The organism is Nocardioides pymetrozini (assembly GCF_046058985.1).
Lineage (GTDB): Bacteria > Actinomycetota > Actinomycetes > Propionibacteriales > Nocardioidaceae > Nocardioides.
Genome location: NZ_CP175556.1, coordinates 849641 through 869998 on the forward strand (window position 1 = coordinate 849641; position 20358 = coordinate 869998).

Consider the following 20358-nt stretch of genomic DNA (forward strand, 5'->3'; position numbering starts at 1 on the left):
GCGGCCAGGACCACGGTTCAGGGGCGCGCGATCGTCGCGTGCACCTCGGCTCGCCAGGCCAGGCCTCCGTCGCGGGCCATCTCATCGAGCAACCGGCGGACGCGCTCGCGCGCGGGCCCGAGCTGGTCGCGTGCCTCGAGCTTCTCCAGCACGAACCGGTAGCCCTGCGACCAGGTCCACTCGAACCAGTGGTCGGCGTCGCGCACCCGGACCTCGTGGACGAGGGTCTCGGTCGTGACGTCCCGCCACCCCTGCGCGGTCAGGTGGTCCTGCATCGCCGAGGGCGAAGCGAACGGACCCTGGCCGGAGGGCCGGGTCTGCGGGCGCTCGTCCTGCGGCAGGTCCGCGGTCAGGGCATCGAAGACCGGCTCCCAGCGTGCGTCGGGCTCACCGAACCAGGTGAAGCCGAGCCGCCCCTGCTCGCTGAGCATCCCGCGGTAGCGGGCGAGGGCCGTGTCGAGCGACGGGAGGAAGAACAGGACCAGCCCGGCCTGGACGATGTCGAAGACCTCGCCCGGCGGCTGCTCGGCGTCGCCCACCTCGGCCCTCAGCCACGGCAGGTCATGCGCGGCGCGTCGTACCTCCTCGACCATCGCGGGCGCGAGGTCGGTGGCCACCACGCTCCCGGTGGGTCCGACCGCCTCGGCGGCCGGGATCGCGCTGGCGCCGCGTCCGCAGCCGACGTCGAGCACGCGCTCCCCGGGGCGCGGATCGGTGCGGCCGACCAGGAAGCGGCCGATGGGCCGGAAGAAGTCCACGCCGACCTGGTCGTAGGTCGCGGCCGCGCGGTCGAACACGCCCGCCACGCCCGCCTTGATCTGCTCCGGTGTGGGCGGCGTCATGGATCCATGCTGGCAGGCCTCGGCGTCCGCGTCAGCAGGCAACGTCATCCACAGCCTCGATCTCCGCGCTAGAACATATGTTCGATCCAGGGTAGGATGGGCCCAGGCCGTAGGGCGGGATGCTGTGAGTGGTTCCGGGGACCTGAGGCCCAGTGTTGCGGGACAGGCGCGCACCGTCGGTTGCGGCCGCTGAGCCGGAGAGGCTCCTCCTGCAGGGCGACATGGTCACTGTCGTTCTGCCCGAGGGTCCCGATGTCCACCGCCACTCTTGCTCCGCCGCACCCGATGGTCGGGTGCGCGAGCGAGCTGTGCGCCGCCCTGGACCGGGTGGCGCAGGTGCAGCCGGTCTACATGACGACCGGCGACAAGGAGCGGGCGCTCGTCGAGCTCGCGCGGGCCAAGGCGAAGCTGGCCGAGGTGGAGGCGCGGATCCTGGCCGCCTCTGACGACATCGCTGTGGAGCATGGTGCGCGCGATGTCGCGGACTGGCTGGCGCATGCGACCCGAGCGGACGCGCGGACGGTGCGTGCGGACCTGCGGCTCGCGACGGCGCTGCAGTCGCGCCCGGCGGTGGCCGCCGGGATGGCGGCGGGCGCGGTGTCGGCGGCGCAGGCGCGGGTGATCGTGACGGCCGTGGAGGAGCTGCCGGTCGAGCTCGGAGCGGAGCTGGCCGCGGAGGCCGAGCGCACTCTGGTCGGGTACGCCGAGCACCACACGCCGCGTGAGCTGCGTCGTCTGGGGCGGCGGATCCTGGAGGTCGTCGCACCGGAGGTCGCGGAGGCCGAGGAGGGCAGGCGCCTCGAGGCCGAGGAGCGCCGCGCGCGGGAGAGAGCGTCGCTGCGGTTCCGCGACCTGGCCGACGGTCGCACCCGTGTGTGGGGCATGCTGCCGACCTCGGTCGCGCAGCGCCTGGAGCACTACCTGCAGGCGTTCACCGCGCCCCGGCAGCGCCAGGCCGGTGACGAGCGGGTGCCCCAGCATCGCGCGTACGCCGACGCCTTCGCCTCGCTGCTGGAGCTGCTCGACCCCGACCGGCTGCCCGAGCACGGCGGCGACGCGACGACCGTGCTGGTCACCATGACCCTCGACCAGCTCCGCGCCGAGCTCGCCGCCGCTGATGTGATCGTGGGCGACGGGAGCGAGGCGATCTCGGCGGCGGAGGCCCGCCGGCTGGCCTGCCAGGCCTCGATCATCCCCGTCGTGCTGGGCGGGCGGAGCGAGGTGCTCGACCTGGGCCGGTCCCGCCGCCTGCACAGCCGCGCGCAGCGGCGAGCGCTGCGCCTGCGCGACCGCGGCTGCCGCGCCGAGGGCTGCACCGTTCCCGCCGCGTGGACCGAGGCCCACCATCTGAGGCCGTGGTCGCAGGGCGGGGCCACCACCCTGGACGAGGGCATCGCGCTCTGCTCACACCACCATCGCCGCGCCCACGACCGCAGCTACACGCAGCAGATCCTCGCCAACGGCGACGTCCGCTTCCACCGACGGACGTGAGCCGGTGCTGACGGTGGTACCGAAATCCCCATTCACCGCCGCCGGAAGGTCCCCGCTCCTTAGCCTGCCCACGGAGGTGTGGGCGATGGCAGGTGAGTCGGCGGACGACGCCGCGCGGCGGATGCGAGCGAAGGCGGAGCGCCTGGCGCGGTCCGCGGAGCGGTGGGAGCGCGGCGCGGAGGGAGAGCGGGCGACCGCCCGCGTCCTCGACCGCCTTCCCGCGGACGAGTGGACGGTCTTCCACGACGTCCGCTGGCCCGGGCGCCGCCTGGCCAATGTCGACCATGTGGTGATCGGCCCGCCGGGGGTGTTCGTCATCGACTCCAAGAACTGGTCCGGGACGATCGAGATCCGCGAGCAGGCGCTGCGACACGGCGGGCGGCGGAAGGGCGACGTGGTCGACCGCGCCGCGGAGGCGGCGCTGGCGGTGGCCGCGGTGACGCAGGTCGTCGGCTCAGATCGCGTCGTCGCCGTCCTGTGCTTCACGCGGGACGAGGAGATCGCCGGGTGGGCGGGGGACGTCATGGTCTGCACGACGGCCAACCTGGAGCGGATGCTGCTGACCAGAGAGCGCGTGCTCGACGCCGACGTACGACGTCGGCTGTGCCTCGACATCGACGCCTCCCTGCGCAGCGCGACGGAGCCACCGGCGCCCCGCGCGAGCAGGCGTCCGGCGGCGGAGCGGTCTCGCCGGCAGGCGAGGACGCGACCGCGTCGTCGCACCTCACTGGCCCGTGGCCTGGTCGGGCCGTTGGTCGGCCTCACGGTGGTGTTCGCGGCCATCGGGACACCGCTGCCGCGGATGCTCGGTGACCTGTTCGTCTCGGCCATGACAAGCGGTGGCGACAGCGACGCTGCCGAGATGGCAGAGGCGACGAAGATCCGCGACCTCCTGGGCACCTGGAGGGGCAGCTACCGCTGTGGTGCGCAGCCGACCCCGGCCACGCTGGTGGTGCGAGCCGGTGGCAACGACACGTCGGTCCGGGCGGTCCTCACCTTCGACGTCCCCGCAGCGACGTCGGACCAGCGCCGCGGCCGACTGCGGTTGGCCGGGGTCTCGGACCGGGGCCGGGTCACCCTGACGCCGACCGCCTGGGTCGACCGGCCGCCGGACTACCGGAAGGTCGGGCTGAACGGAGGGGTCGAGGCCGACGGTGCCCGCTTCGTGGGCGTGGTGACGACCACCGGTTGCACCTCCTTCGCGTTCGACCGCGTGTCCTGACGCTCGACCGGCGCCTAGCCCAGACGACGGCCACCGCCCACCGCCGTCACCAGCTCGACGGCCGGCACGTCCGCCGGCGCCCAGTCCAGCTCGGCCAGCCGGCTCGCCGGGACCCAGCGCACCTCCGCGTGCTCGCGGGGGTCCGGCGTACCCGACACCACCCGGCACCAGTACGTCGAGAGCACCACCACGAGGCGCGCCCCCGCGTGGCGGGTGGTGGTGACCGGGTCGCCGATCTCCACGACGCAGCCAAGCTCCTCGTGGATCTCCCGCACGAGCGCGGCCTGCGGGCTCTCGCCGGGCTCGACCTTCCCGCCCGGGAACTCCCACATCCCTCCCGCGTCGCCTCCCGGCCCGCGCCGGGCACACAGCACCAGGCCATCGCGCACGATGACGGCGCCGACGACCTCGATCTCCACGCGCCGATCCTGTCATCTCCTTGCGGAGGCCGGTTGCTACGGTCGGCCGGGTGACCGCCCGCAGCCAGCCCGACGTCGTCCGCCGGGCGCGGGCGCTGCTGGGACGCACCATCACCGGCCACGGGGTGACCGTCCGGATCACCGAGGTGGAGGCGTACGGCGGCAGCGAGGATCCCGCGTCACACGCGTTCACCCGCACGCCGCGCTCGGAGATCATGTACGGCCCGGCGTACCGGCTCTACGTCTACCGCTCCTATGGCATCCACCTCTGCGCCAACGTGGTGACCGGCCCGACGGAGATCGGGGCGGCGGTGCTGCTGCGGGCCGGCGAGGTGGTCGACGGCCACGAGCTGGCTCGCTTCCGGCGCGGGGAGGCGCCGCCGAAGCGCGACGTGAACCTGGCGCGGGGGCCGGGGAACCTCGCGCAGGCGCTGGGGATCACCCTCGACGACCTCGGCACCGACCTGCTCGCCGAGCATCCGCCCGCCGAGCGCCACACGGGCGTCCGGCTCGGCCCGGAGCCCGCGCGGTGGCCACGGATCGCCAGCGGGCCGCGGGTCGGGGTCTCCAAGGCGGCCGACGTGCCGTGGCGGTTCTGGATCGAGGGCGATCCCACCGTCTCGGCGTACCGACGCAGCCCGCGCGCCCCGGCGCCCGGCACTACGCTTCCGGCCCGTGAGCACTGAGACCTACGAGAACGTCAGCCTCGACACGAAGGCCAACGTCTACTTCGACGGCGCCTGCGTGAGCCACACGTTCTTCCTCGCCGACGGCACCCGCAAGTCGGCGGGCGTGATCTTCCCGGCGAGCCTCACCTTCGGCACCGCCGCACCCGAGGTCATGGAGCTCAACGCCGGGAGCTGCCGGATCCGGCTCGCCGGCTCCGAGGAGTGGCGGGAGTACGCCGCCGGCGAGTCCTTCAGCGTGCCGGGCGACTCCGCCTTCGACATCGAGGTGGTCGAGACGCTCGGGTACGTCTGCCACTACGGCTGATGCAACCCCGCGGCGGGCGCCACTCGTGAGAGGGACATGAGACCGAAGCCCCGCGACGCGGAGTTCGAGCAGTTCGTCCGGAGCAACCGCAGCAGGCTGCTCGGGACGGCGACCGTGCTCACCGCCGGTGACCACCATCTCGCCGAGGACCTGGTGCAGGGCGTGCTGGTGCGCCTGTACCTCGCCTGGAGCCGTGCCACCCGCCGTGGCGGCGTGGAGGCCTACGCCCGGCGGGCCCTCGTCAACGCCTTCATCGACCACCGGCGTCGCCCGTCGGTGGCGCGCGAGCGCGTGACGGACGTCGTCCCCGAGCGGGAGGCGGCCGCCGCCGACGAGGCGGTCGACGCCGAGCTGCTCGCCGCACTGGGGGGCCTGCCGGAGCGGATGCGCGCGGCCGTCGTGCTGCGCCATGTCGCCGACCTCAGCGTCGAGGACGTCGCCGATGCCCTCGGGTGCAGTCCCGGCACGGTCAAGAGCCAGACGGCTCGCGGTCTCGCCAAGCTGCGGGAGCTCCTCCCGCAGGCCGCGCCGATCCCGGCCGCCCCCTATGAAGGAGATCCGTCATGACCGAGCCTCACGACCTCATGGACCGGCTGCACCGCCTCGGCGGTGACGGCGCCACGCCGAGCGCCGCCGACGAGACCGTACGCCGCGACCTGGCCCGCGGGCGTAGCGCCTCTCGGCGTCGTGCACTCCGCGTCGGCACCGCCGGCCTGACCTTCGCCGCCGTCGCGGCCGTCGGCGTCACGATCGCCGTCAGCGCGGAGCGGACCGGCACCGACCCCCACATCGCCGGACCCGGCGCCGACGCTCCCAGCGCGGAGGCGCCGAGCGCCGAGACGCCGGACGGTGTCCAGCTGGTCGCGTACACCGGCGCGCAGGAGCCCGGCTTCGTCGTCGCCAAGGTGCCGGCGGGGTTCGTGCTCGAGGGTGCCACGGCGTACAACCTCAACATCGCTCGCGCCGACGACCGCAGCGGCCTGGACGTCTTCGAGGACAAGCTCGTCGTGATGCTCGAGTCCTCCTCGGTCACCGGCGAGCCGCAGGGAGCTCCGGTCGCGGTCGGTGAGCACGACGGCTGGCTGCGCACCGCCGAGGGCGGCACCCAGATCCTGACCTACGACGACGGCGAGCACCGTGTCGTCGTCCAGGCCTGGAAGTCGCTCGGCCTCACGGATGCGCAGGTCGTCGAGTTCGCCGAGGGCGTCACCGTGACGGCCCAGGCGCAGGCCGGCGTCGGCTGAGCGACCCGCAGGGCCCGGGTGCTCGGAGCGCCCGGGCCCTGCGGCTGGCGGTCAGGCCGCCCCGGCGAGCTCGACCTCGGCCTCGCCCAGCGGGTCGCCCTCGCCGTCCTCGACGACGGAGCGCCGCTCGAGGACGAGGCCGACGATGGCGACCAGGGCGCCGGCTGCGCTCACCGCGGTGGCGAAGACGAGACCCGGGCGGAAGCCGTCGAGCACAGCGGCCGGGGAGCTCGCCACCTCGGCGTTCGAGGCGATCACCGCGGTGGTCACGGCGAGGACGATGGCCGCGCCCACCTGCATCGAGGTCTGCAGTACGCCGGCGGCGAGGCCCTGCTCGTCGTCGTCGATCCCGCTCGTGGCCTGGATGTTGATGGCCGGGAACCCGACCCACCCGATGCCGATGAGGATCAGCGTGGGCAGCAGCATGGTGAGATACGACGGCGTCGTGTCCAGCGCCAGCGTGAAGAGCAGGTAGCCGACCGCCATCACCGACATCGTCACGGCGATGATCGGCCCGGTGCCGAAGCGGTCGACGAGCTTGTCGGAGAACACCGCGGACAGGGTCACCATCAGCCCGATCGGCAGCAGCGCGAGCGCGAGCTCCAGGGGCGACCAGCCGAGGCCGTCCTGCAGGAACAGGGTGACGATGAACTGCCAGCTGAAGTAGGACCCGCCGACCGCGACGATGGCCAGGCTGGCCCGCACGAGGGTCGCCTTGCGCAGGATGCCCAGCCGGATCAGGGGGTGCGCGATGCGCCGCTCGATCGTGAGGAACGCCGCGAACAGGGCGGTCACGCCGACGAAGGACAGGACCGTGCGGGCTGAGCCCCAGCCGACCTCGGATGCGGAGACCACGGTGTAGACGAGCAGCAGCATCGCGGCGCCGGAGGTCAGCGCGCCGAGCAGGTCGTGACCGCCCTCCTCGGCGGGCTCGTCGCGGGGCACGAGCACCCACGCGGCGGCGAGGGCGAGCAGCGCCACCGGGACGGGCAGCAGGAAGGTCCACCGCCAGCCGACGCCGGTCATCAGCCCGCCGAAGAGCAGGCCGGACGAGTAGCCGCCGGCCCCGAAAACGGTGTAGATCGACAGCGCCTTGTTGCGCGCCGGCCCCTCCGGGAAGTTCGTCGTGATGATCGACAGCCCGGTCGGTGCGGTGAAGGCGGCGGCGAGGCCCTTGATGAAGCGGGTCGCGATGAGCAGCGGGCCGGAGCTCACCAGGCCGCCGAGCAGCGACGCGGCCGCGAACACCGCGAGCGCGATGAGGAAGACCCGCCGCCGGCCGAGCAGGTCGGCGGTGCGCCCGCCGACGAGCAGCAGGCCGCCGTAGCCGAGGACGTAGCCGCTGATCAGCCACTGCAGGGAGGAGGTCGACAGGTCGAGCTCGGCGCCGATGGACGGCAGTGCGACGCCGATCATCGAGACGTCGAGGCCGTCGAGGAAGAGGACCACGCACAGGGTCAGGAGCAGGGCCCAGGTGCGGCGCGACCACCCGGTCGCGCCGGCGGCGAGGGAGTGCTGGAGTTCGGTGGATGTCGAGGACATGACATCGTAGATTTCCATGCACACGCATCCAATGCAAGCGCAATTAATGTGTTTGCATAAAGTTTTCCTGCGGGCTAGGATGCACGCGTGTCGAAGGCAGCGGTTCCCCAGGCGCCCAGTGCGCTGGTCGCCGAGTGGCGCCAGCTCCTGGACCGCCACGCCGTGGTCAGCTGCGCGCTGGAGAAGGCGCTGCAGGAGCGGCACGGGATCGGCCTGAGCGAGTTCGAGACGCTCGACCGTGTGGTCGACGCCAACTGCGGCAAGTACCGCATGGCCGAGCTCGCCGGCGACATCCACCTCAGCCAGAGCGCGCTCTCGCGGGCGATCACCCGCCTCGAGAAGGACGGCCTCGTCGAGCGCTCGGCCTGCGAGCAGGACCGCCGCAGCGTCTTCGTCTGCCTCACGCCCGCAGGCCGCCGTCTCTACGACGAGGCGCTGCCCACGCACCGCGCGGTGCTCGAGGGCAGCTGGGACTGCTAGACCCGGTCCGCGTCCGCGTCCCGCGCGAGCAGTCGGTGCGCGCGGGTGCGGTTGGCGGCGGCATTGGTCAGCACGATGACGAGCAGGCCGACGACCGCGTAGGCGCCGAGGACGACGAACGCCGGCACGGTGGAGGCGTCGGGGAAGTACATCGCGTCCCGAGCCACCGTCGCGCCCGCGCCGGGCGGCAGCAGCTGGCCGACCGCGTGGCCGAGGCGCGGCAGCATCTCCGGGGCGATCGAGGAGCCCGAGATGATCAGGCCGAGGGTGAAGTACAGCCCGCCCAGCAGTGACCCGGCCGGGCCGACCAGCGCGACACAGGCGGCGGTCGAGGCCGTGACGGCCAGGGAGATCAGCGCCAGGCCGCCGAACAGGACGAGGTGGTCGGCGTCCTTGCCCACCCCGAACATCGCCATGGCGAGGAGGGCGACGGCGGCCGACGCGAGCGCGTAGACGACGAGCAGCGCGGCATGGCCCAGCCCGCGCGCGGTCGACCGCTCGGTCAGCCCACGCAACCGGCCCAGCGCCAGCGAGGCGATCGAGCCGCCCAGGCACAGCGCCTGGATGACGAAGCCGAGCGAGCTGCCGGCGCTGTCCTCCTCCGGCAGGGGTACGACGTCCTCCACCGGCGGTGCGGCCGTCAGGGCCGCGACGTTCTCGGCGGGCACCGGCTGGCCTGCGGCGACGAGCTGGTCCACCTGCTGGCGGACCTGGTCCTGGTAGGCCTTCGTGAAGGACGCCTTGAAGAGGTTCGCCACCGAGGGCGAGGCCGCGGTCGCGACGTAGAGGGTCGGCTGCTGGCCGGCGAAGGCGACGCCGCCGTAGGCGTCGCGCTCGCGGATCGCCTGCCGCAGCGCGGCCGCGTCGTCGTACTCCTCGACCGCGAAGTCGCCGCCGTCCTCGAGCGCGGCGGTGAGCTGGGCACGCTGCTCGGCGGTGCCGACGATGCCGACGGGCAGGTCCTCGGGCGCGGGGGAGTGCGCCATCGCGAGGTAGTAGACGCCGAGGACGAGCTGGATCAGCGCGCCCATGGCGGCGATCGCCAGGCCGAGCCGGGACAGCGTGCGGAGGCCGACGGGAGGAGGCGTTTCGCTCATGGGACGAGCATGGCGGACGCGGTCAGCCGCAGCTGTCGCACACGCCCGTGGCCGGGAGTGCCATGAAGCACGTCGGGCACACGGCGACCACCGGCTCCGGCTTGGCGGCCTTCGCCGGCTTGGCCGGGGCCTTCGGCTTGGTCGCCCGCGGGGCGCGCGTGCTCCGCTCGGTGGCGGCCGGGACCCGGCTCTCCCGGACGGCGGGGACGGGCGGCGCCTCCACGACCGGCGGCACCCACCCGGGCGGCGGCGGGTCGGTGATGCCGAAGCGGGCGAGCACCGCGCGAGCGGCGTCGGTCGGCTGGTGCTTGGGCCGGGTGACGATGTCGAACGGCGAGGAGGCGCCCTCCAGGAAGGTCTGCGCGTCGGGGCGCAGGGTCGCCGGCGGGCGACGGTGGCGCCAGCGCTGCGGCGTGGCTCCCTTCTGGGTGATCGTCACCAGGTCGGGCCGGTCCCAGGCGACCAGGGCCCAGTCGTCGTGGTGGCTGGTCGCCCAGACGGCCAGGGCGACCTCGCCGGCGTCGGCGGCCGCGCGCAGGGCGATCCGCTCGGGGTTCGAGAACCTGCCCTGGACGTGGAGCACGCCCGGCAAGGGCTCGGTGACGGCGTACTCCTCGCCCTGCAGTCGGTCGATCAGCTTCGCGAGGTCAGGCGTGGTCTCCATCGTCTCCGAGCGTAGTCGAGATGCCGCTGTCCGCCACGACCGCATCGGTCGCCTCGGCGATGATGGCCTCCATCGCCGCACGGGCGGCGCGGGCGTCGCCGGCGCGCACGGCGCGGGCGACCTCCACGTGGAGGTCGATCGCCTCGTCCTTCGGGCGTTCGGGCATCAGGTGGTGGTGGGTGCGGCCGGCGAGGACCTCGGCGACCACGCCGTCGAGGGCCGCGAGCATCTCGTTGCCGGAGGCCTCCAGCAGCACGCGGTGGAAGACCACGTCGGCGGCCAGGAACGCCTCGAGGTCACCGGCGCGGCCGTGCACCACCATGTCGCCCACGGCGGCCGTCAGCGCGCCGCACTGGCCGGGCGTGGCCCGCTGCGCGGCGAGCGCGGCCGCGACCGGCTCGAAGCCGCTGCGCAGCTCGCCCAGGGAGCGCAGCTGCGCGGCCCGGTCGTCGGAGTCGAGCCGCCAGCGGATCAGGCGCGGGTCGAAGACCTGCCAGGAGCTGCGCGGCTGCACGGTCAGCCCGACCCGCCGGCGGGAGGCGACCAGGCCCATCGAGGCCAGCACCCGCACCGCCTCGCGCGAGACCGAGCGGCTCACCGCGTAGGCGGTGTCGATGTCGTCGAGGGTGAGCACCGTGCCCGCCGCGAGCTCCCCGCCGACGATGCGGCGACCGAGGGCGTCGAGGACGTCGTCGTGCAGCGCGGCCATTGCACCCCTTCGTTAAAGATCAGATCTATTTCGGGCCAGATCTTGTTAAAAGCAGATTAATCGCTGCAGACTGTGACGGCCAGCACACCTGGGAGGTCACATGAGCAGCAACGCCCGGTCCGACGGTAGGACGCCCCCGCTCCTCGTCGTCATGGGGGTGTCGGGGTCGGGCAAGTCGACCGTCGGCGCCGCCCTCGCGCAGCGTCTCGGCGTGCCCTTCGCCGACGCGGACGACTTCCACCCGCCGGCCAACATCGCGAAGATGACGGCCGGCGTCGCGCTCGACGACGACGACCGGATCCCCTGGCTCGAGGCCATCGGCCGATGGCTCGCCGAGCACGACGGCCAGGGCGGCGTCATCAGCTGCTCGGCCCTCAAGGTGACCTACCGCGACCGGCTCCGCGCCCACGCGCCCCGGGCCGCGTTCGTCCACCTCCACGGCACCCGCGAGGTGATCGCGCGCCGCCAGGCCAGCCGTCCCGGCCACTTCATGCCGGCCTCGCTGCTCGACTCCCAGTTCGCCACGCTCGAGCCGCTGGGGCCGCAGGAGGCCGGGATGGTCATCGACGTCGACCAGTCCGTCGACGCCATCGTCCACGAGTACGTCCGCCGCTCGGCCTGAGGAGTCCGTGATGTCCCCTTCCCTCTCCCTGCTCCCGCAGGTCACCGCCGCAGGCACCGACCTGGTCGAGCCGGTCGCCTCCGAGGGCCGCCTGGTCCTCGCCGCGCTGCTCGGCATCGGCGTCATCGTCGCGCTGATCATCGCCGCGAAGGTGCACCCCTTCCTCGCCCTGACCGCCGGCGCCCTCACCGTCGGCGTGGTCGCCGGCGTCGACGTCGAGACGGCGGTCGCCAGCTACACCGCGGGCTTCGGCTCGACGGCGGCCGGCGTCGGCATCCTGATCGCGCTCGGCGCGATGTTCGGCAAGCTGCTCGCCGACAGTGGAGGGGCGGACCAGATCGTCGACACGATCATCGGCCACGCCTCGCCCCGCGCGCTGCCGTGGGCGATGGCCGTCGTCGGCGCGATCATCGGCCTCCCGATGTTCTTCGAGATCGGCCTCGTCCTGCTGATGCCGGTCATCTACCTGGTCGCCCGCCGCTCCGGGCAGTCCCTCGTCACCATCGGCATCCCCGCCCTCGCCGGCCTGTCCGCCATGCACGGCCTGGTCCCGCCGCATCCCGGTCCGCTCACCGCGATCGACTACCTGGGCGCCGACCTCGGCACCACGCTCGCCCTGGGCGTGGCGGTGGCCGTCCCGACGGTGATCATCGCCGGCCCGGTGTTCGGCATCGTCGGCCGGTACGTCGTGGTCGACGTGCCCCACCGCTTCGAGGCCACCGACCAGGAGGACGTGCCCGTGCGCCCGTCCTTCGCGACCACCATCGCGTCCGTGCTGCTGCCGGTGGTGCTGATGATGGGCAAGGCGCTGGCCGACATCTTCATCGAGGACGAGGGCGACCCGCTGCGCCGTACCCTCGACGTCCTGGGCATGCCCCTCATCGCCCTCGCGATCGCCGTGGTGGTCGGCATGTTCACCCTCGGCCTCGGCTCGGGCATGGGCCGGGACGGGGTCGCGCGGTCCCTGGAGTCCTCCCTGCCCGGCGTCGCCGGCATCCTCCTGATCGTCGCCGCCGGCGGCGGCTTCAAGCAGTCGCTGGTGGACACCGGCATCGGCACGATCGTCGCCGAGCGGGTCGCCGACAGCAACGTCTCCGTCCTCGTCCTGGCGTGGTTCGTCGCCGTCCTCATCCGGCTCGCCACCGGTTCGGCGACGGTCGCCACCGTGACCGCCTCGGGCCTGCTGGCGCCGCTCACCGCCCAGCTCTCGAGCGGCGAGGTCTCCTTGATGGTGCTCGCCATCGGCGCGGGCTCGGTCTTCTTCTCCCATGTCAACGACGCCGGCTTCTGGCTGGTGAAGGAGTACTTCGGGATGAGCGTCGGGCAGACCATCAAGACCTGGTCGGCCATGGAGACGCTGCTCTCGGTCAGCGGCCTGGTCTTCGTGATGGCGCTGAACCTGGTGATCTAGGAGGATTGCGGGCGTGCCCGAACCCCTCATCCTCCTCGTCTCCGGCGGTCATCTCGACGTCCTCACCGAGCAGTTCCACCGCTACGAGCGCGAGTACGACGTCCGCCCGGCGCCCACGGCCGCCGAGGCGAACGCCGTGCTCAAGCAGGCGCGCCGGTCCGGGCAGCCGGTCGCGCTCATCGTCACCGAGTCCCAGCTCCCCGACGAGCAGATGCTCGTCGCCATGCACGACTGGCGGGCGCTCGTGCCGACCGCGCGGCGCCTGGTGGTCATCCCGATCGACCGCTTCGGCGAGGAGAGCGCGTCGCTGCGGCCCTATCTGCAGAAGGGCAAGTTCGACACCTATCTCGTCCTCCCGCAGGGGCGGCGGGACGAGGAGTTCCACTACGCCGTCACGGAGATGCTCAGCGACTGGGGCGCGACCGTCGCGACGGCGGAGGTCGACTCGGTCCGGATCATCACCCCCGACGCGCGTCCGCTCGCGCTGGCCATCCGGGACTTCCTCGACCGGCAGGGCATGCCCCACCGCACGTACGCCCCCGACAGCCCGCAGGGGCAGGAGGCGCTGGCCCGGCTCGACGGGCCCCCGTCGTACCCCCTGGTGCACATGACGTCCGGCGTCTTCGCCGAGCGGCCGGTGCTGATGCCGACCTCCACCCGCGAGCTCGGCGCGATGATCTACGGGCGCCCCTCCGACATCGAGGTCGACACGGTCGTCGACCTCGCGGTCGTCGGCGCCGGGCCGGCAGGCCTCGCCGCCGCGGTGTACGGCGCCTCCGAGGGTCTGACCACCGTGGTCCTCGAGTCGGAGGTGATCGGCGGCCAGGCCGGCACCAGCTCGATGATCCGCAACTACCTCGGCTTCCCTCGCGGGATCTCGGGACAGCGGCTCGGGCAGCGCGCGCGGATCCAGGCGATCCGGTTCGGTGCGCGCTTCTTCACCGGCTGGCCGGTCGTCGACCTGCGGCCGGGCGTCGACGGCGCGCCGCACACCCTGGTGACCGACGGGGGCGAGGTGCACGCCCGAGCGGTGCTCGTCGCCTCGGGCGTGGCCTACCGACGTCTCGGCGTCCCGGCCCTGGAGGAGCTGGTCGGCGCCGGCGTCAACTACGGTGCCGCGATGACGGCGGCGCGCGAGATGGAGGACCGCGACGTCTACGTCGTCGGCGGCGGCAACTCCGCCGGCCAGGCGGCCGTGCACCTGGCCCGGTTCGCCCGCTCGGTCACCATCCTGATCCGTCGTGAGGATCTCGCGGCGACGATGTCGAAGTACCTCATCGACGAGATCGCCTGGAACCCGCGCATCGACGTACGGCCCTGCACGGAGATCGTCGACGGCGGCGCCGACGACAGCGGGCAGCTCGGCTGGCTCCAGCTCTGCGACGTGCGCACCCGCGAGGAGGAGCGGGTCGCGGCCGGTGGGCTGTTCCTCCTGATCGGCGCGGCGCCGCACTGCGACTGGCTGCCCGAGGAGGTGCGGCGCGACGAGCGCGGCTTCGTCCTCACCGGCCGCGAGGTCCCGACCGAGTGCTGGGTCGACGGGCTCCCGCCGGAGAACCTCGGCACCTGCGTCCCCGGCATCTTCGCCGCCGGCGACATCCGGGCGGGGTCGATGAAGCGGGTGGCCTCCGCGAGCGGCGAGGGTGCCTCGGCGGTGTCGCTCGTCCACGGATACCTGGAGGGCCTGCGGGTACCGACCGCGCCATGACCTCCGGAATCGACCTGGGCCGGCCCACGTCGGGCGATGTCATCGACCTCATCAGCGACGACCACCGCCGCTTCGAGCAGCTGCTCGCCCAGATGCGGCTGGGCACGGTCGACCGGGACGCCGTGCGCCGGGCCTTCGCCGACGTCCTCGTCGCGCACGGCGAGGCGGAGGAGGAGGTCGTCTACCCGGTGCTGCGCAGGTCCGCCCCCGACGTCGACGCGCTCGACGTCCAGCACGGCCTGGAGGAGCACGCCGAGGGCAACGACGCACTGCTGGCGCTGCTCGAGCTCGACGGCACCGAGAGCCGCGACTTCGCCGTCGCCGTCGAGGAGCTGAGCAACCTCGTCGCCCACCACATCGCGGAGGAGGAGCTGAGCATCCTCGAGCCGGCGCGCACCGAGGTCTCGACGCGGGTGCGCTGGGACCTCGGCGAGAAGTGGGCGCGACGGCGCAACGAGCTCATCGACCAGCGCTGCGGCGCCCTGGAGAACGTCCGCCGGGTCGTCGCCGACGCCCACGAGAGGGGCCTGCTCCAGGACGCGTGAGCCGTCCCGCGACGGGGGAGAGCCGGGTCAGGCCTCGGCGGGAGGGGGGTCGGTCCGGCTGACGGCGCTCGCCGTCACGGCTGCGCAGGCCACCATCGCGTAGCCGGCGGCCAGCGGCAGCGACAGCACGCCCGACGCCGCCAGCGCCACGCCGAGCGCCGCCAGCGCGAGTCCGGTACGACGCGAGCGGGAGGCCGCGCGTGCCGCGCTCCGGGTGAGCGCAAGGGCCGTCGCGACCCGGCCCACGTCCAGGTCGGCGAGCCGGATCCCGCCGGTGGCCGCGGCCGCGTCGGTCAGCACCAGGTCGGCCCCGGCGGTCGGCGTCGGGCTCGCCACCGCCACGACGCGGCCGTCGCCCCGGCGCTGGGCGACCAGCTCGGCGCGGCTGTCGGCCGGCCGGTCGGCGTACCAGGCCTCGATGCCGCAGGCCTCCGCCAGTCCGCGGGTGTTGCGCTCGGTGTCCTCGGAGACGAGGACCGGCTCGATGCCCTGGGCGCGCAGCCGGTCGACGTCCTGCGCGGCATGCGGACGGACGTCGTCGCCGACTCTGATGTAGCCGATGGGGCGGGAGTCGACCTGCACCCCGACGGTCACGCCGGCCCCGTCGCGCGCCTCCATGCCGAGCCAGTCGGGCCGCCCCAGGCGCACCGGGTGCCGGTCGACCGAGCCGCTGATGCCCCGGCCGTCGTGCTGCCGGACCTGGCTGAGCTTGCCGCGCGAGGAGAGGCGGGCGATCGCCTGCCCCACGGGATCGTCGGCGGCATGGCCGAGGGCGCCGGCGAACCAGCGCAGGTTGCGCTCGTGGTCGGGCTCGACCGGCTCGACGGCGACCACCCTCAGCCGGCCGGTGGTCACCGTGCCCCAGCGGTCCAGCAGCACCTCGTCGACCCGCGGCCCCACCGCGAGCGCGGCGCGGTCCTCGAGGAAGATCCCCGCCGCGCGCCCCCGCGCCCGGGCGACCCACAGGGCGACGGGCGCGGCGTACGCGAACGCCGCCGGCAGCGCTGCGAGGAGCACGCAGGCGACCAGGACAGCGGTCATCCGGTCTCCTCCTGCTCCCGGAACCTCCGGAAGTCGCTCTGGTCGCCCGCGATCCACAGCGGCACGCTGGCCTTGAGCAGCAGGGTCAGCTGGATGACGAAGTCGGGGTCGTGCAGGGAGTCGCCGAACAGCTCGTTGATCCGCTTCCACCGGTAACGCACGGTCTGCGGGTGGACCCCCAGCCGGGCCGCGATGGCCGGCGCGCTGTCGCGGGTCTCGAGCCACACCAGCAGCGTCTCGGACAGGATCTCGCGGGAGTTCTCGGTCTCGTTGAAGAGCGGCTGCAGCAGCTCCTGGGCCAGTTGGCGGCGCAGCACCGGCTCGGCGTGGAGCCAGATCTCGGTGCGGAACCGGACGCACTCGATGACCGGTCGGGCGGGGATGACGCGGGCCTCGACGAGGGCGAGCGCGCGGGTCGCCCAGGTCCACGCCGCCGTCGCGTCGCCCCGCGGGACCGGCCAGCACACCGACGCGCGCGCCTTCGGCGCGCTCCTGCGCAGGGCCGCGACCACCTCGTCGGCGTCGGCGGTCGCGCACACCACGGGCTGCGGCGTACGGCCGGGACGGGTGAGGGCCTTCGGGCCGAGGGCGTCCGGGGTGGGCGCGCCCTCGCCGGCCGTGTCCACCGCGATGACCGTCAGCTGCTCGGGCACCTCCCAGCCGGCGATCGCCGCCTGGGCCTCGACCTCGTCGTCGTCGGCTCCGGACAGCAGGGCGGCCAGCAGCCGCGCCCGGGCCAGGCCGGTGTCGGTGCTGCGCGCCTCGGCCCCGGCGCGGTAGCCGACCCGGACCTGCTCGGTCAGCTGGGCCACGAAGCCGGTGACGGCGTCATTGATCGCGTTGAGCGCGCCCGCGGACAGCTCGTTCTCGGCCGCCCGCACCCGCAGCTCGTCGGAGATCACGCCCACCGCGATCCCCATGCCCTGGTCGATGGTCTCCAGGTCGCGCCCGCGCAGCGCGACGCGGTAGCCGACCTTGCGGAACATGTCCTCGACCGGCAGATAGGACACCTCGCGGCCCAGCGCCTCGTCGACGAAGACCCGCATCGCGTTGTGCACGGCGGTGAACACGAGGTCGAGCAGCCGGCCGTCCGCGGGGGAGTCGAGCCCGGGCACGCCGGAGCGGACCTGCGCGGTCACCTGCTCGGCGACCTCCCGCACCCGGCCCTCGAGGCTGCTGATCATCCACTGGGCCGACCCCGGCAGCGCGACGCGCGTGGGCGCCGACCTCATCGACTCCCGCCCTGCCTCATCGCCGGACCCGCGCTCCTGGCGGCTCACCGGCTCGCGGTCGCCACGGATGCGCGACCCGTGTCCCTCGCGTCCATGTCGTGTCCCTCCCCACCGGCCCCACCGGTGTGTCGTGGAACATACCTCCGCCCGCCGAGCCACGGGGGAATTTGTCACCCGCATGACAACTCTGGTGCTCGGCCCGACCGTGCAGCGGTGCGAGCGTCCTCCTGCCGCCCGTCGCCGACGCCGCCGGATGTGACCGTTGTCACCCGCCTGACAAGGCAGGGCCCGCACGCCGTCCGGGAGCGGCGGCTCCCTTGCGGCACCTCTCGGCGCTGTGGCTGGCTCGTACCGCGGCCGGTCCGGGTGCCGCGGGAGGGAGCGGTCGTGATCGGGAGCGCGATCCGCCAGTGGAGGGACATCGTCGACGACGACGCCCTGGTCGCTGCGCTGTGCCACGACCTCGACGTGGCCGAGCGCCCGCTCCCGCCGGCCGTGGCGCACTCCGTCGTGGTCGCCACCCGCGCGTTCGTCGCGGCGGACGGGCGGTCCGAGGACGCGGTCCGCCAGGTCGGGCCGGCCCTGATGCGGATCGGTCGGCGGGCCGCCGTACGCGGCCACAGCGCGGAGCGGCTCAGTCGCGACCTGCGCCAGATCGTCGAGGAGCGCGCCCGCCGCGCCGACCAGGTGATCGCCCGGGTCCACCCGGCCGAGAGTCGCGACGCGCTGCGCTGCGGACTGCAGCGCTTCCTCGACCAGCTCCATCGCGCGGCGCTCGCCGGCCATCGGCAGGCCCTCACCATGATGGCCCTCGCGCCGCAGGCGCGCCGCGCCATGGTGGCGCGGGCGGTCTTCGCCTCGTCCGCGGTCCCCGAGGAGCTGCTCGTGCTGGCCGGCATCGACCCGGCCCGCCCATACCTGCCGGTGGTGTGGGTCGCCGGCACCCCTGGTGCTGCGGTCGCCGCCATGCCGGACGCGCTCGTCGACCCCGCCGGGCGCGCGCTGCTGGTGCCCGAGGCAGGCCTCGCCGGCCTCGAGCCGGACGACCGGGTCGTCACCGGGCCGCCGCGCCCCGTCTCCGACGTGTCCGAGTCGCTCCAGCTCGCGCGCCAGGCAGCGGCGGCCATCCGGGCCGGGCTGATCGTCGCGGACCGCCCGGTGACCTCGTGCGCCGACGTCGCCGCCGAGCTGCTCGTCGCCGGGCGCCCCGCGCTGACGGAGCTCCTGGTCGACAAGTACCTCGCCCAGTTCGCCGCGCTCAAGCCGGCCCGTCGGATCGAGGTCGGCGAGGTGCTGCTGAGCTGGCTGGAGACCCGGGGCTCGCTGTCCGAGGTCGCCGCGGCCCACCACATCGCCAAGCAGACCGTGCACGACCGCCTCCGCCAGGGCCGCGAGCTCCTCGGGTCCGCGCTCGAGGACCCGGCCGCGCATGCGGCCCTCGTCGTCGCCCTCCACGCCGCGCTCGACCGGTGGCGCTCGGAGATCGGCCGCGGACGAGCGCCCTGACCGGACGGGCGTCCGGATTTCCCCTACCTGCGGGCCGAACTCGTTGACCCGCGCCGACCGCACTTCCAAGAGTGACACCACCCGAACCCCAGGAGGACCCCCGTGACCACCACCCTCACCCGACGCCGCCGCTCCACTCTCGTGGCAGGCGCGGTCGCCGTGCTCGCCGCGATGGCGAGCGCGGTCGCCGTACCCGCCGCCCAGGCCGACGACAGCGGCCACCTGTCCGTCGTGTACGACGCCGTCGGCTCCACCCACGTCGGCGCCCAGGTCGACGCCGACATGCCGATCGGCCCGACCACGATCGAGGTCACCATCGACACCCTCGCGGCGCTGCCGACGCCCATCGTCGACGGCACCATGAACATCCCCAGCCAGGTGATGAACTTCGACATCTTCGGCATCCCGTCGCGGGCCACCGTCACGATGACCCAGGTCGGCCCGATCACCGGCACGCTCACCAAGCTGCCGTCGCCGCGCCAGGCGCTCGACCTCGAGTCGCAGGTGAAGTACGACATCAAGCTGAGCAACGTGCAGGCCAAGGTCTTCGGCATCTGGTGGCCGCTGGCCGTCGGCAGCAACTGCCACACGATCAACCCCGTCACGATCAACGTGAGCAGCCCGATCGACAACAGCACCACCCCGCCGACCGGCTACTTCACCATCAACGGCGGCGGCCCGCTCACCGCGACGTACGCGATCGGGAACTTCACCGGCTGCACGCCGCTGAACTTCTTCGACATCCCCGGCTTCTTCCCGTGGTTCGGCTCGGTCCCGATCAACGCGATCGTGCCCGGCAGCGACAACACCCTGTCGCTGAACCTCGCCAACCCGCGCCCCCCGGCGTGAGGCCCACCCCGCCTCCCCGCCCCCGGACGCTCCACCCGCACCATCCATCCACCCCCATGAAGGAGATCCCCATGAACAAGCGCATCAACCGCCTCGCCACCGGCCTCGCCGCCACGGCCGCCGCCACCGCCACGGTCGTCTCGATGAGCGCGACCGCCGCCCAGGCCGCGACCAGCTACACCCCGACCGGTGGTCCCGGCGCCAACTTCGTCGGCACCAACGTCAGCTTCACCGACATCGAGGCCGGCCAGACGCTCACCTGTACGACGTTCAACCTCAGCGGGTCCATCATCAACTCGGGCGCCAGCCGTGCCTACGGCGTCGACGGTGGCACCCTCGGCAGCCTGACGTCCAGCGGCTGCACCAACCCGCTGGCCGGTCCCACCACGGTCACCCCCGTCGGCACGTGGACCGTCGCCGTCACCGGTGACGCCAGCGGCACCTCGTGGCCGGCCCGGCTGAAGAACGTCAAGGCGACCGTTACCGCGGCGAACTGCACCTTCGGCGTGACGGGTGTCGTGAACGGGCGGTTCGACGACAGCACCCAGAAGTTCACGCCCAACGCCGGTGCGTCGGGCCTGACCATCGACGGGGGCGCGGGCGCCCCGACGGGCAGCATGTGCGTCACCCTCGACCTGCAGCCGGGTGACACGGTCGCGGTCGGCGGCTACTGGACCAACACCCCGCCCGCCGGCAGCACGGCCCTGGACATCTCCAACCCGTGATCGCCTGACCGCCATG

General features: G+C 73.5%; 22 protein-coding genes. 14 read left to right on the forward strand and 8 right to left on the reverse strand.

Annotated elements, in window-relative coordinates:
- Nucleotides 1–17: 17 nt before the first annotated feature.
- Nucleotides 18–842, reverse strand: a complete 825-nt coding sequence (locus ACJ5H2_RS04140; RefSeq protein ID WP_408898303.1) for a class I SAM-dependent methyltransferase — start codon at nucleotides 840–842, stop codon at nucleotides 18–20.
- 252 nt (nucleotides 843–1094) lie between these two features.
- On the opposite strand from ACJ5H2_RS04140, the gene ACJ5H2_RS04145 reads away from it, so the two are divergent.
- Both ACJ5H2_RS04145 and ACJ5H2_RS04150 read left to right on the forward strand, forming a co-directional pair.
- Entirely contained in the window at nucleotides 1095–2333 is a 1239-nt protein-coding gene (locus ACJ5H2_RS04145; protein ID WP_408898304.1) for a DUF222 domain-containing protein, read from the forward strand.
- Nucleotides 2334–2418: 85 nt separating this feature from the next.
- The gene (locus tag ACJ5H2_RS04150) at nucleotides 2419–3555 is read left to right on the forward strand and encodes a nuclease-related domain-containing protein (protein ID WP_408898305.1); all 1137 of its coding nucleotides are present in this window, start codon (nucleotides 2419–2421) and stop codon (nucleotides 3553–3555) included.
- A gap of 14 nt (nucleotides 3556–3569) precedes the next feature.
- Here ACJ5H2_RS04150 and ACJ5H2_RS04155 read toward each other — a convergent pair whose 3' ends face one another.
- A complete protein-coding gene (locus tag ACJ5H2_RS04155) occupies nucleotides 3570–3974 on the reverse strand; it encodes a (deoxy)nucleoside triphosphate pyrophosphohydrolase (protein WP_408898306.1) in 405 nt (134 codons plus the stop codon).
- A gap of 50 nt (nucleotides 3975–4024) precedes the next feature.
- On the opposite strand from ACJ5H2_RS04155, the gene ACJ5H2_RS04160 reads away from it, so the two are divergent.
- The 4 genes from ACJ5H2_RS04160 to ACJ5H2_RS04175 are packed head-to-tail and all read left to right on the forward strand — an operon-like array spanning nucleotide 4025 to nucleotide 6211.
- Nucleotides 4025–4660, forward strand: a complete 636-nt coding sequence (locus ACJ5H2_RS04160; RefSeq protein ID WP_408898307.1) for a DNA-3-methyladenine glycosylase — start codon at nucleotides 4025–4027, stop codon at nucleotides 4658–4660.
- The gene (locus ACJ5H2_RS04165) at nucleotides 4650–4967 is read left to right on the forward strand and encodes a pyrimidine/purine nucleoside phosphorylase (protein ID WP_408898308.1); all 318 of its coding nucleotides are present in this window, start codon (nucleotides 4650–4652) and stop codon (nucleotides 4965–4967) included. Before ACJ5H2_RS04160 ends, ACJ5H2_RS04165 begins: the two co-directional genes overlap by 11 nt.
- Before the next feature lie 36 nt (nucleotides 4968–5003).
- On the forward strand, nucleotides 5004–5534 hold the full coding sequence (locus ACJ5H2_RS04170; protein WP_408898309.1) for a SigE family RNA polymerase sigma factor: 531 nt from the start codon (nucleotides 5004–5006) through the stop codon (nucleotides 5532–5534).
- Nucleotides 5531–6211 (forward strand): hypothetical protein, encoded by a 681-nt coding sequence (locus ACJ5H2_RS04175; protein WP_408898310.1) that lies wholly within the window; start codon nucleotides 5531–5533, stop codon nucleotides 6209–6211. The genes ACJ5H2_RS04170 and ACJ5H2_RS04175 overlap by 4 nt, the downstream gene beginning before the upstream one ends.
- Before the next feature lie 51 nt (nucleotides 6212–6262).
- Here the strand turns inward: ACJ5H2_RS04175 and ACJ5H2_RS04180 are convergent, their stop codons facing one another.
- On the reverse strand, nucleotides 6263–7753 hold the full coding sequence (locus ACJ5H2_RS04180; protein ID WP_408898311.1) for an MFS transporter: 1491 nt from the start codon (nucleotides 7751–7753) through the stop codon (nucleotides 6263–6265).
- Nucleotides 7754–7840: 87 nt separating this feature from the next.
- Between ACJ5H2_RS04180 and ACJ5H2_RS04185 the strand changes: the two genes are divergently transcribed.
- On the forward strand, nucleotides 7841–8233 hold the full coding sequence (locus tag ACJ5H2_RS04185) for a MarR family winged helix-turn-helix transcriptional regulator (RefSeq protein ID WP_408898312.1): 393 nt from the start codon (nucleotides 7841–7843) through the stop codon (nucleotides 8231–8233).
- Here the strand turns inward: ACJ5H2_RS04185 and ACJ5H2_RS04190 are convergent.
- The 3 genes from ACJ5H2_RS04190 to ACJ5H2_RS04200 are packed head-to-tail and all read right to left on the reverse strand — an operon-like array spanning nucleotide 8230 to nucleotide 10703.
- The gene (locus tag ACJ5H2_RS04190; protein ID WP_408898313.1) at nucleotides 8230–9330 is read right to left on the reverse strand and encodes an ABC transporter permease; all 1101 of its coding nucleotides are present in this window, start codon (nucleotides 9328–9330) and stop codon (nucleotides 8230–8232) included. The two genes, ACJ5H2_RS04185 and ACJ5H2_RS04190, sit on opposite strands and share 4 nt — an antisense overlap.
- A gap of 22 nt (nucleotides 9331–9352) precedes the next feature.
- Nucleotides 9353–9994, reverse strand: a complete 642-nt coding sequence (locus tag ACJ5H2_RS04195; RefSeq protein ID WP_408898314.1) for a hypothetical protein — start codon at nucleotides 9992–9994, stop codon at nucleotides 9353–9355.
- Nucleotides 9978–10703, reverse strand: a complete 726-nt coding sequence (locus ACJ5H2_RS04200) for a FadR/GntR family transcriptional regulator (protein WP_408898315.1) — start codon at nucleotides 10701–10703, stop codon at nucleotides 9978–9980. The genes ACJ5H2_RS04195 and ACJ5H2_RS04200 overlap by 17 nt, the downstream gene beginning before the upstream one ends.
- Nucleotides 10704–10803: 100 nt before the next feature.
- Here ACJ5H2_RS04200 and ACJ5H2_RS04205 point away from each other — a divergent pair, with 100 nt between their 5' ends.
- The 4 genes from ACJ5H2_RS04205 to ACJ5H2_RS04220 are packed head-to-tail and all read left to right on the forward strand — an operon-like array spanning nucleotide 10804 to nucleotide 14989.
- Complete coding sequence (locus ACJ5H2_RS04205) at nucleotides 10804–11325, forward strand: gluconokinase (RefSeq protein ID WP_408898317.1); 522 nt, start codon at nucleotides 10804–10806, stop codon at nucleotides 11323–11325.
- A 10-nt stretch (nucleotides 11326–11335) separates the two neighbouring features.
- A complete protein-coding gene (locus ACJ5H2_RS04210) occupies nucleotides 11336–12736 on the forward strand; it encodes a gluconate:H+ symporter (protein WP_408898318.1) in 1401 nt (466 codons plus the stop codon).
- Nucleotides 12737–12749: 13 nt separating this feature from the next.
- Nucleotides 12750–14444 carry an FAD-dependent oxidoreductase gene (locus ACJ5H2_RS04215; RefSeq protein WP_408898319.1) on the forward strand — a complete coding sequence of 565 codons (1695 nt, stop codon included), beginning with the start codon at nucleotides 12750–12752 and terminating at the stop codon, nucleotides 14442–14444.
- Nucleotides 14441–14989: a hemerythrin domain-containing protein gene (locus tag ACJ5H2_RS04220; protein ID WP_408898320.1), complete on the forward strand. Its 549-nt coding sequence runs from the start codon at nucleotides 14441–14443 to the stop codon at nucleotides 14987–14989. The genes ACJ5H2_RS04215 and ACJ5H2_RS04220 overlap by 4 nt, the downstream gene beginning before the upstream one ends.
- Nucleotides 14990–15016: 27 nt before the next feature.
- Here ACJ5H2_RS04220 and ACJ5H2_RS04225 read toward each other — a convergent pair whose 3' ends face one another.
- Nucleotides 15017–16030: an HAD family hydrolase gene (locus ACJ5H2_RS04225; RefSeq protein ID WP_408898321.1), complete on the reverse strand. Its 1014-nt coding sequence runs from the start codon at nucleotides 16028–16030 to the stop codon at nucleotides 15017–15019.
- On the reverse strand, nucleotides 16027–17262 hold the full coding sequence (locus tag ACJ5H2_RS04230) for a helix-turn-helix domain-containing protein (RefSeq protein WP_408898322.1): 1236 nt from the start codon (nucleotides 17260–17262) through the stop codon (nucleotides 16027–16029). Before ACJ5H2_RS04230 ends, ACJ5H2_RS04225 begins: the two co-directional genes overlap by 4 nt.
- A 387-nt stretch (nucleotides 17263–17649) precedes the next feature.
- Here ACJ5H2_RS04230 and ACJ5H2_RS04235 point away from each other — a divergent pair, with 387 nt between their 5' ends.
- From ACJ5H2_RS04235 to ACJ5H2_RS04245, 3 genes are all read left to right on the forward strand, one after another.
- Nucleotides 17650–18768, forward strand: coding sequence for a helix-turn-helix domain-containing protein (locus ACJ5H2_RS04235; protein WP_408898323.1), 1119 nt, complete (start codon nucleotides 17650–17652; stop codon nucleotides 18766–18768).
- A 102-nt stretch (nucleotides 18769–18870) separates the two neighbouring features.
- Nucleotides 18871–19617 (forward strand): hypothetical protein, encoded by a 747-nt coding sequence (locus ACJ5H2_RS04240; RefSeq protein ID WP_408898324.1) that lies wholly within the window; start codon nucleotides 18871–18873, stop codon nucleotides 19615–19617.
- A gap of 71 nt (nucleotides 19618–19688) precedes the next feature.
- Nucleotides 19689–20342, forward strand: coding sequence for a hypothetical protein (locus ACJ5H2_RS04245; RefSeq protein ID WP_408898325.1), 654 nt, complete (start codon nucleotides 19689–19691; stop codon nucleotides 20340–20342).
- Nucleotides 20343–20358: the final 16 nt, after the last annotated feature.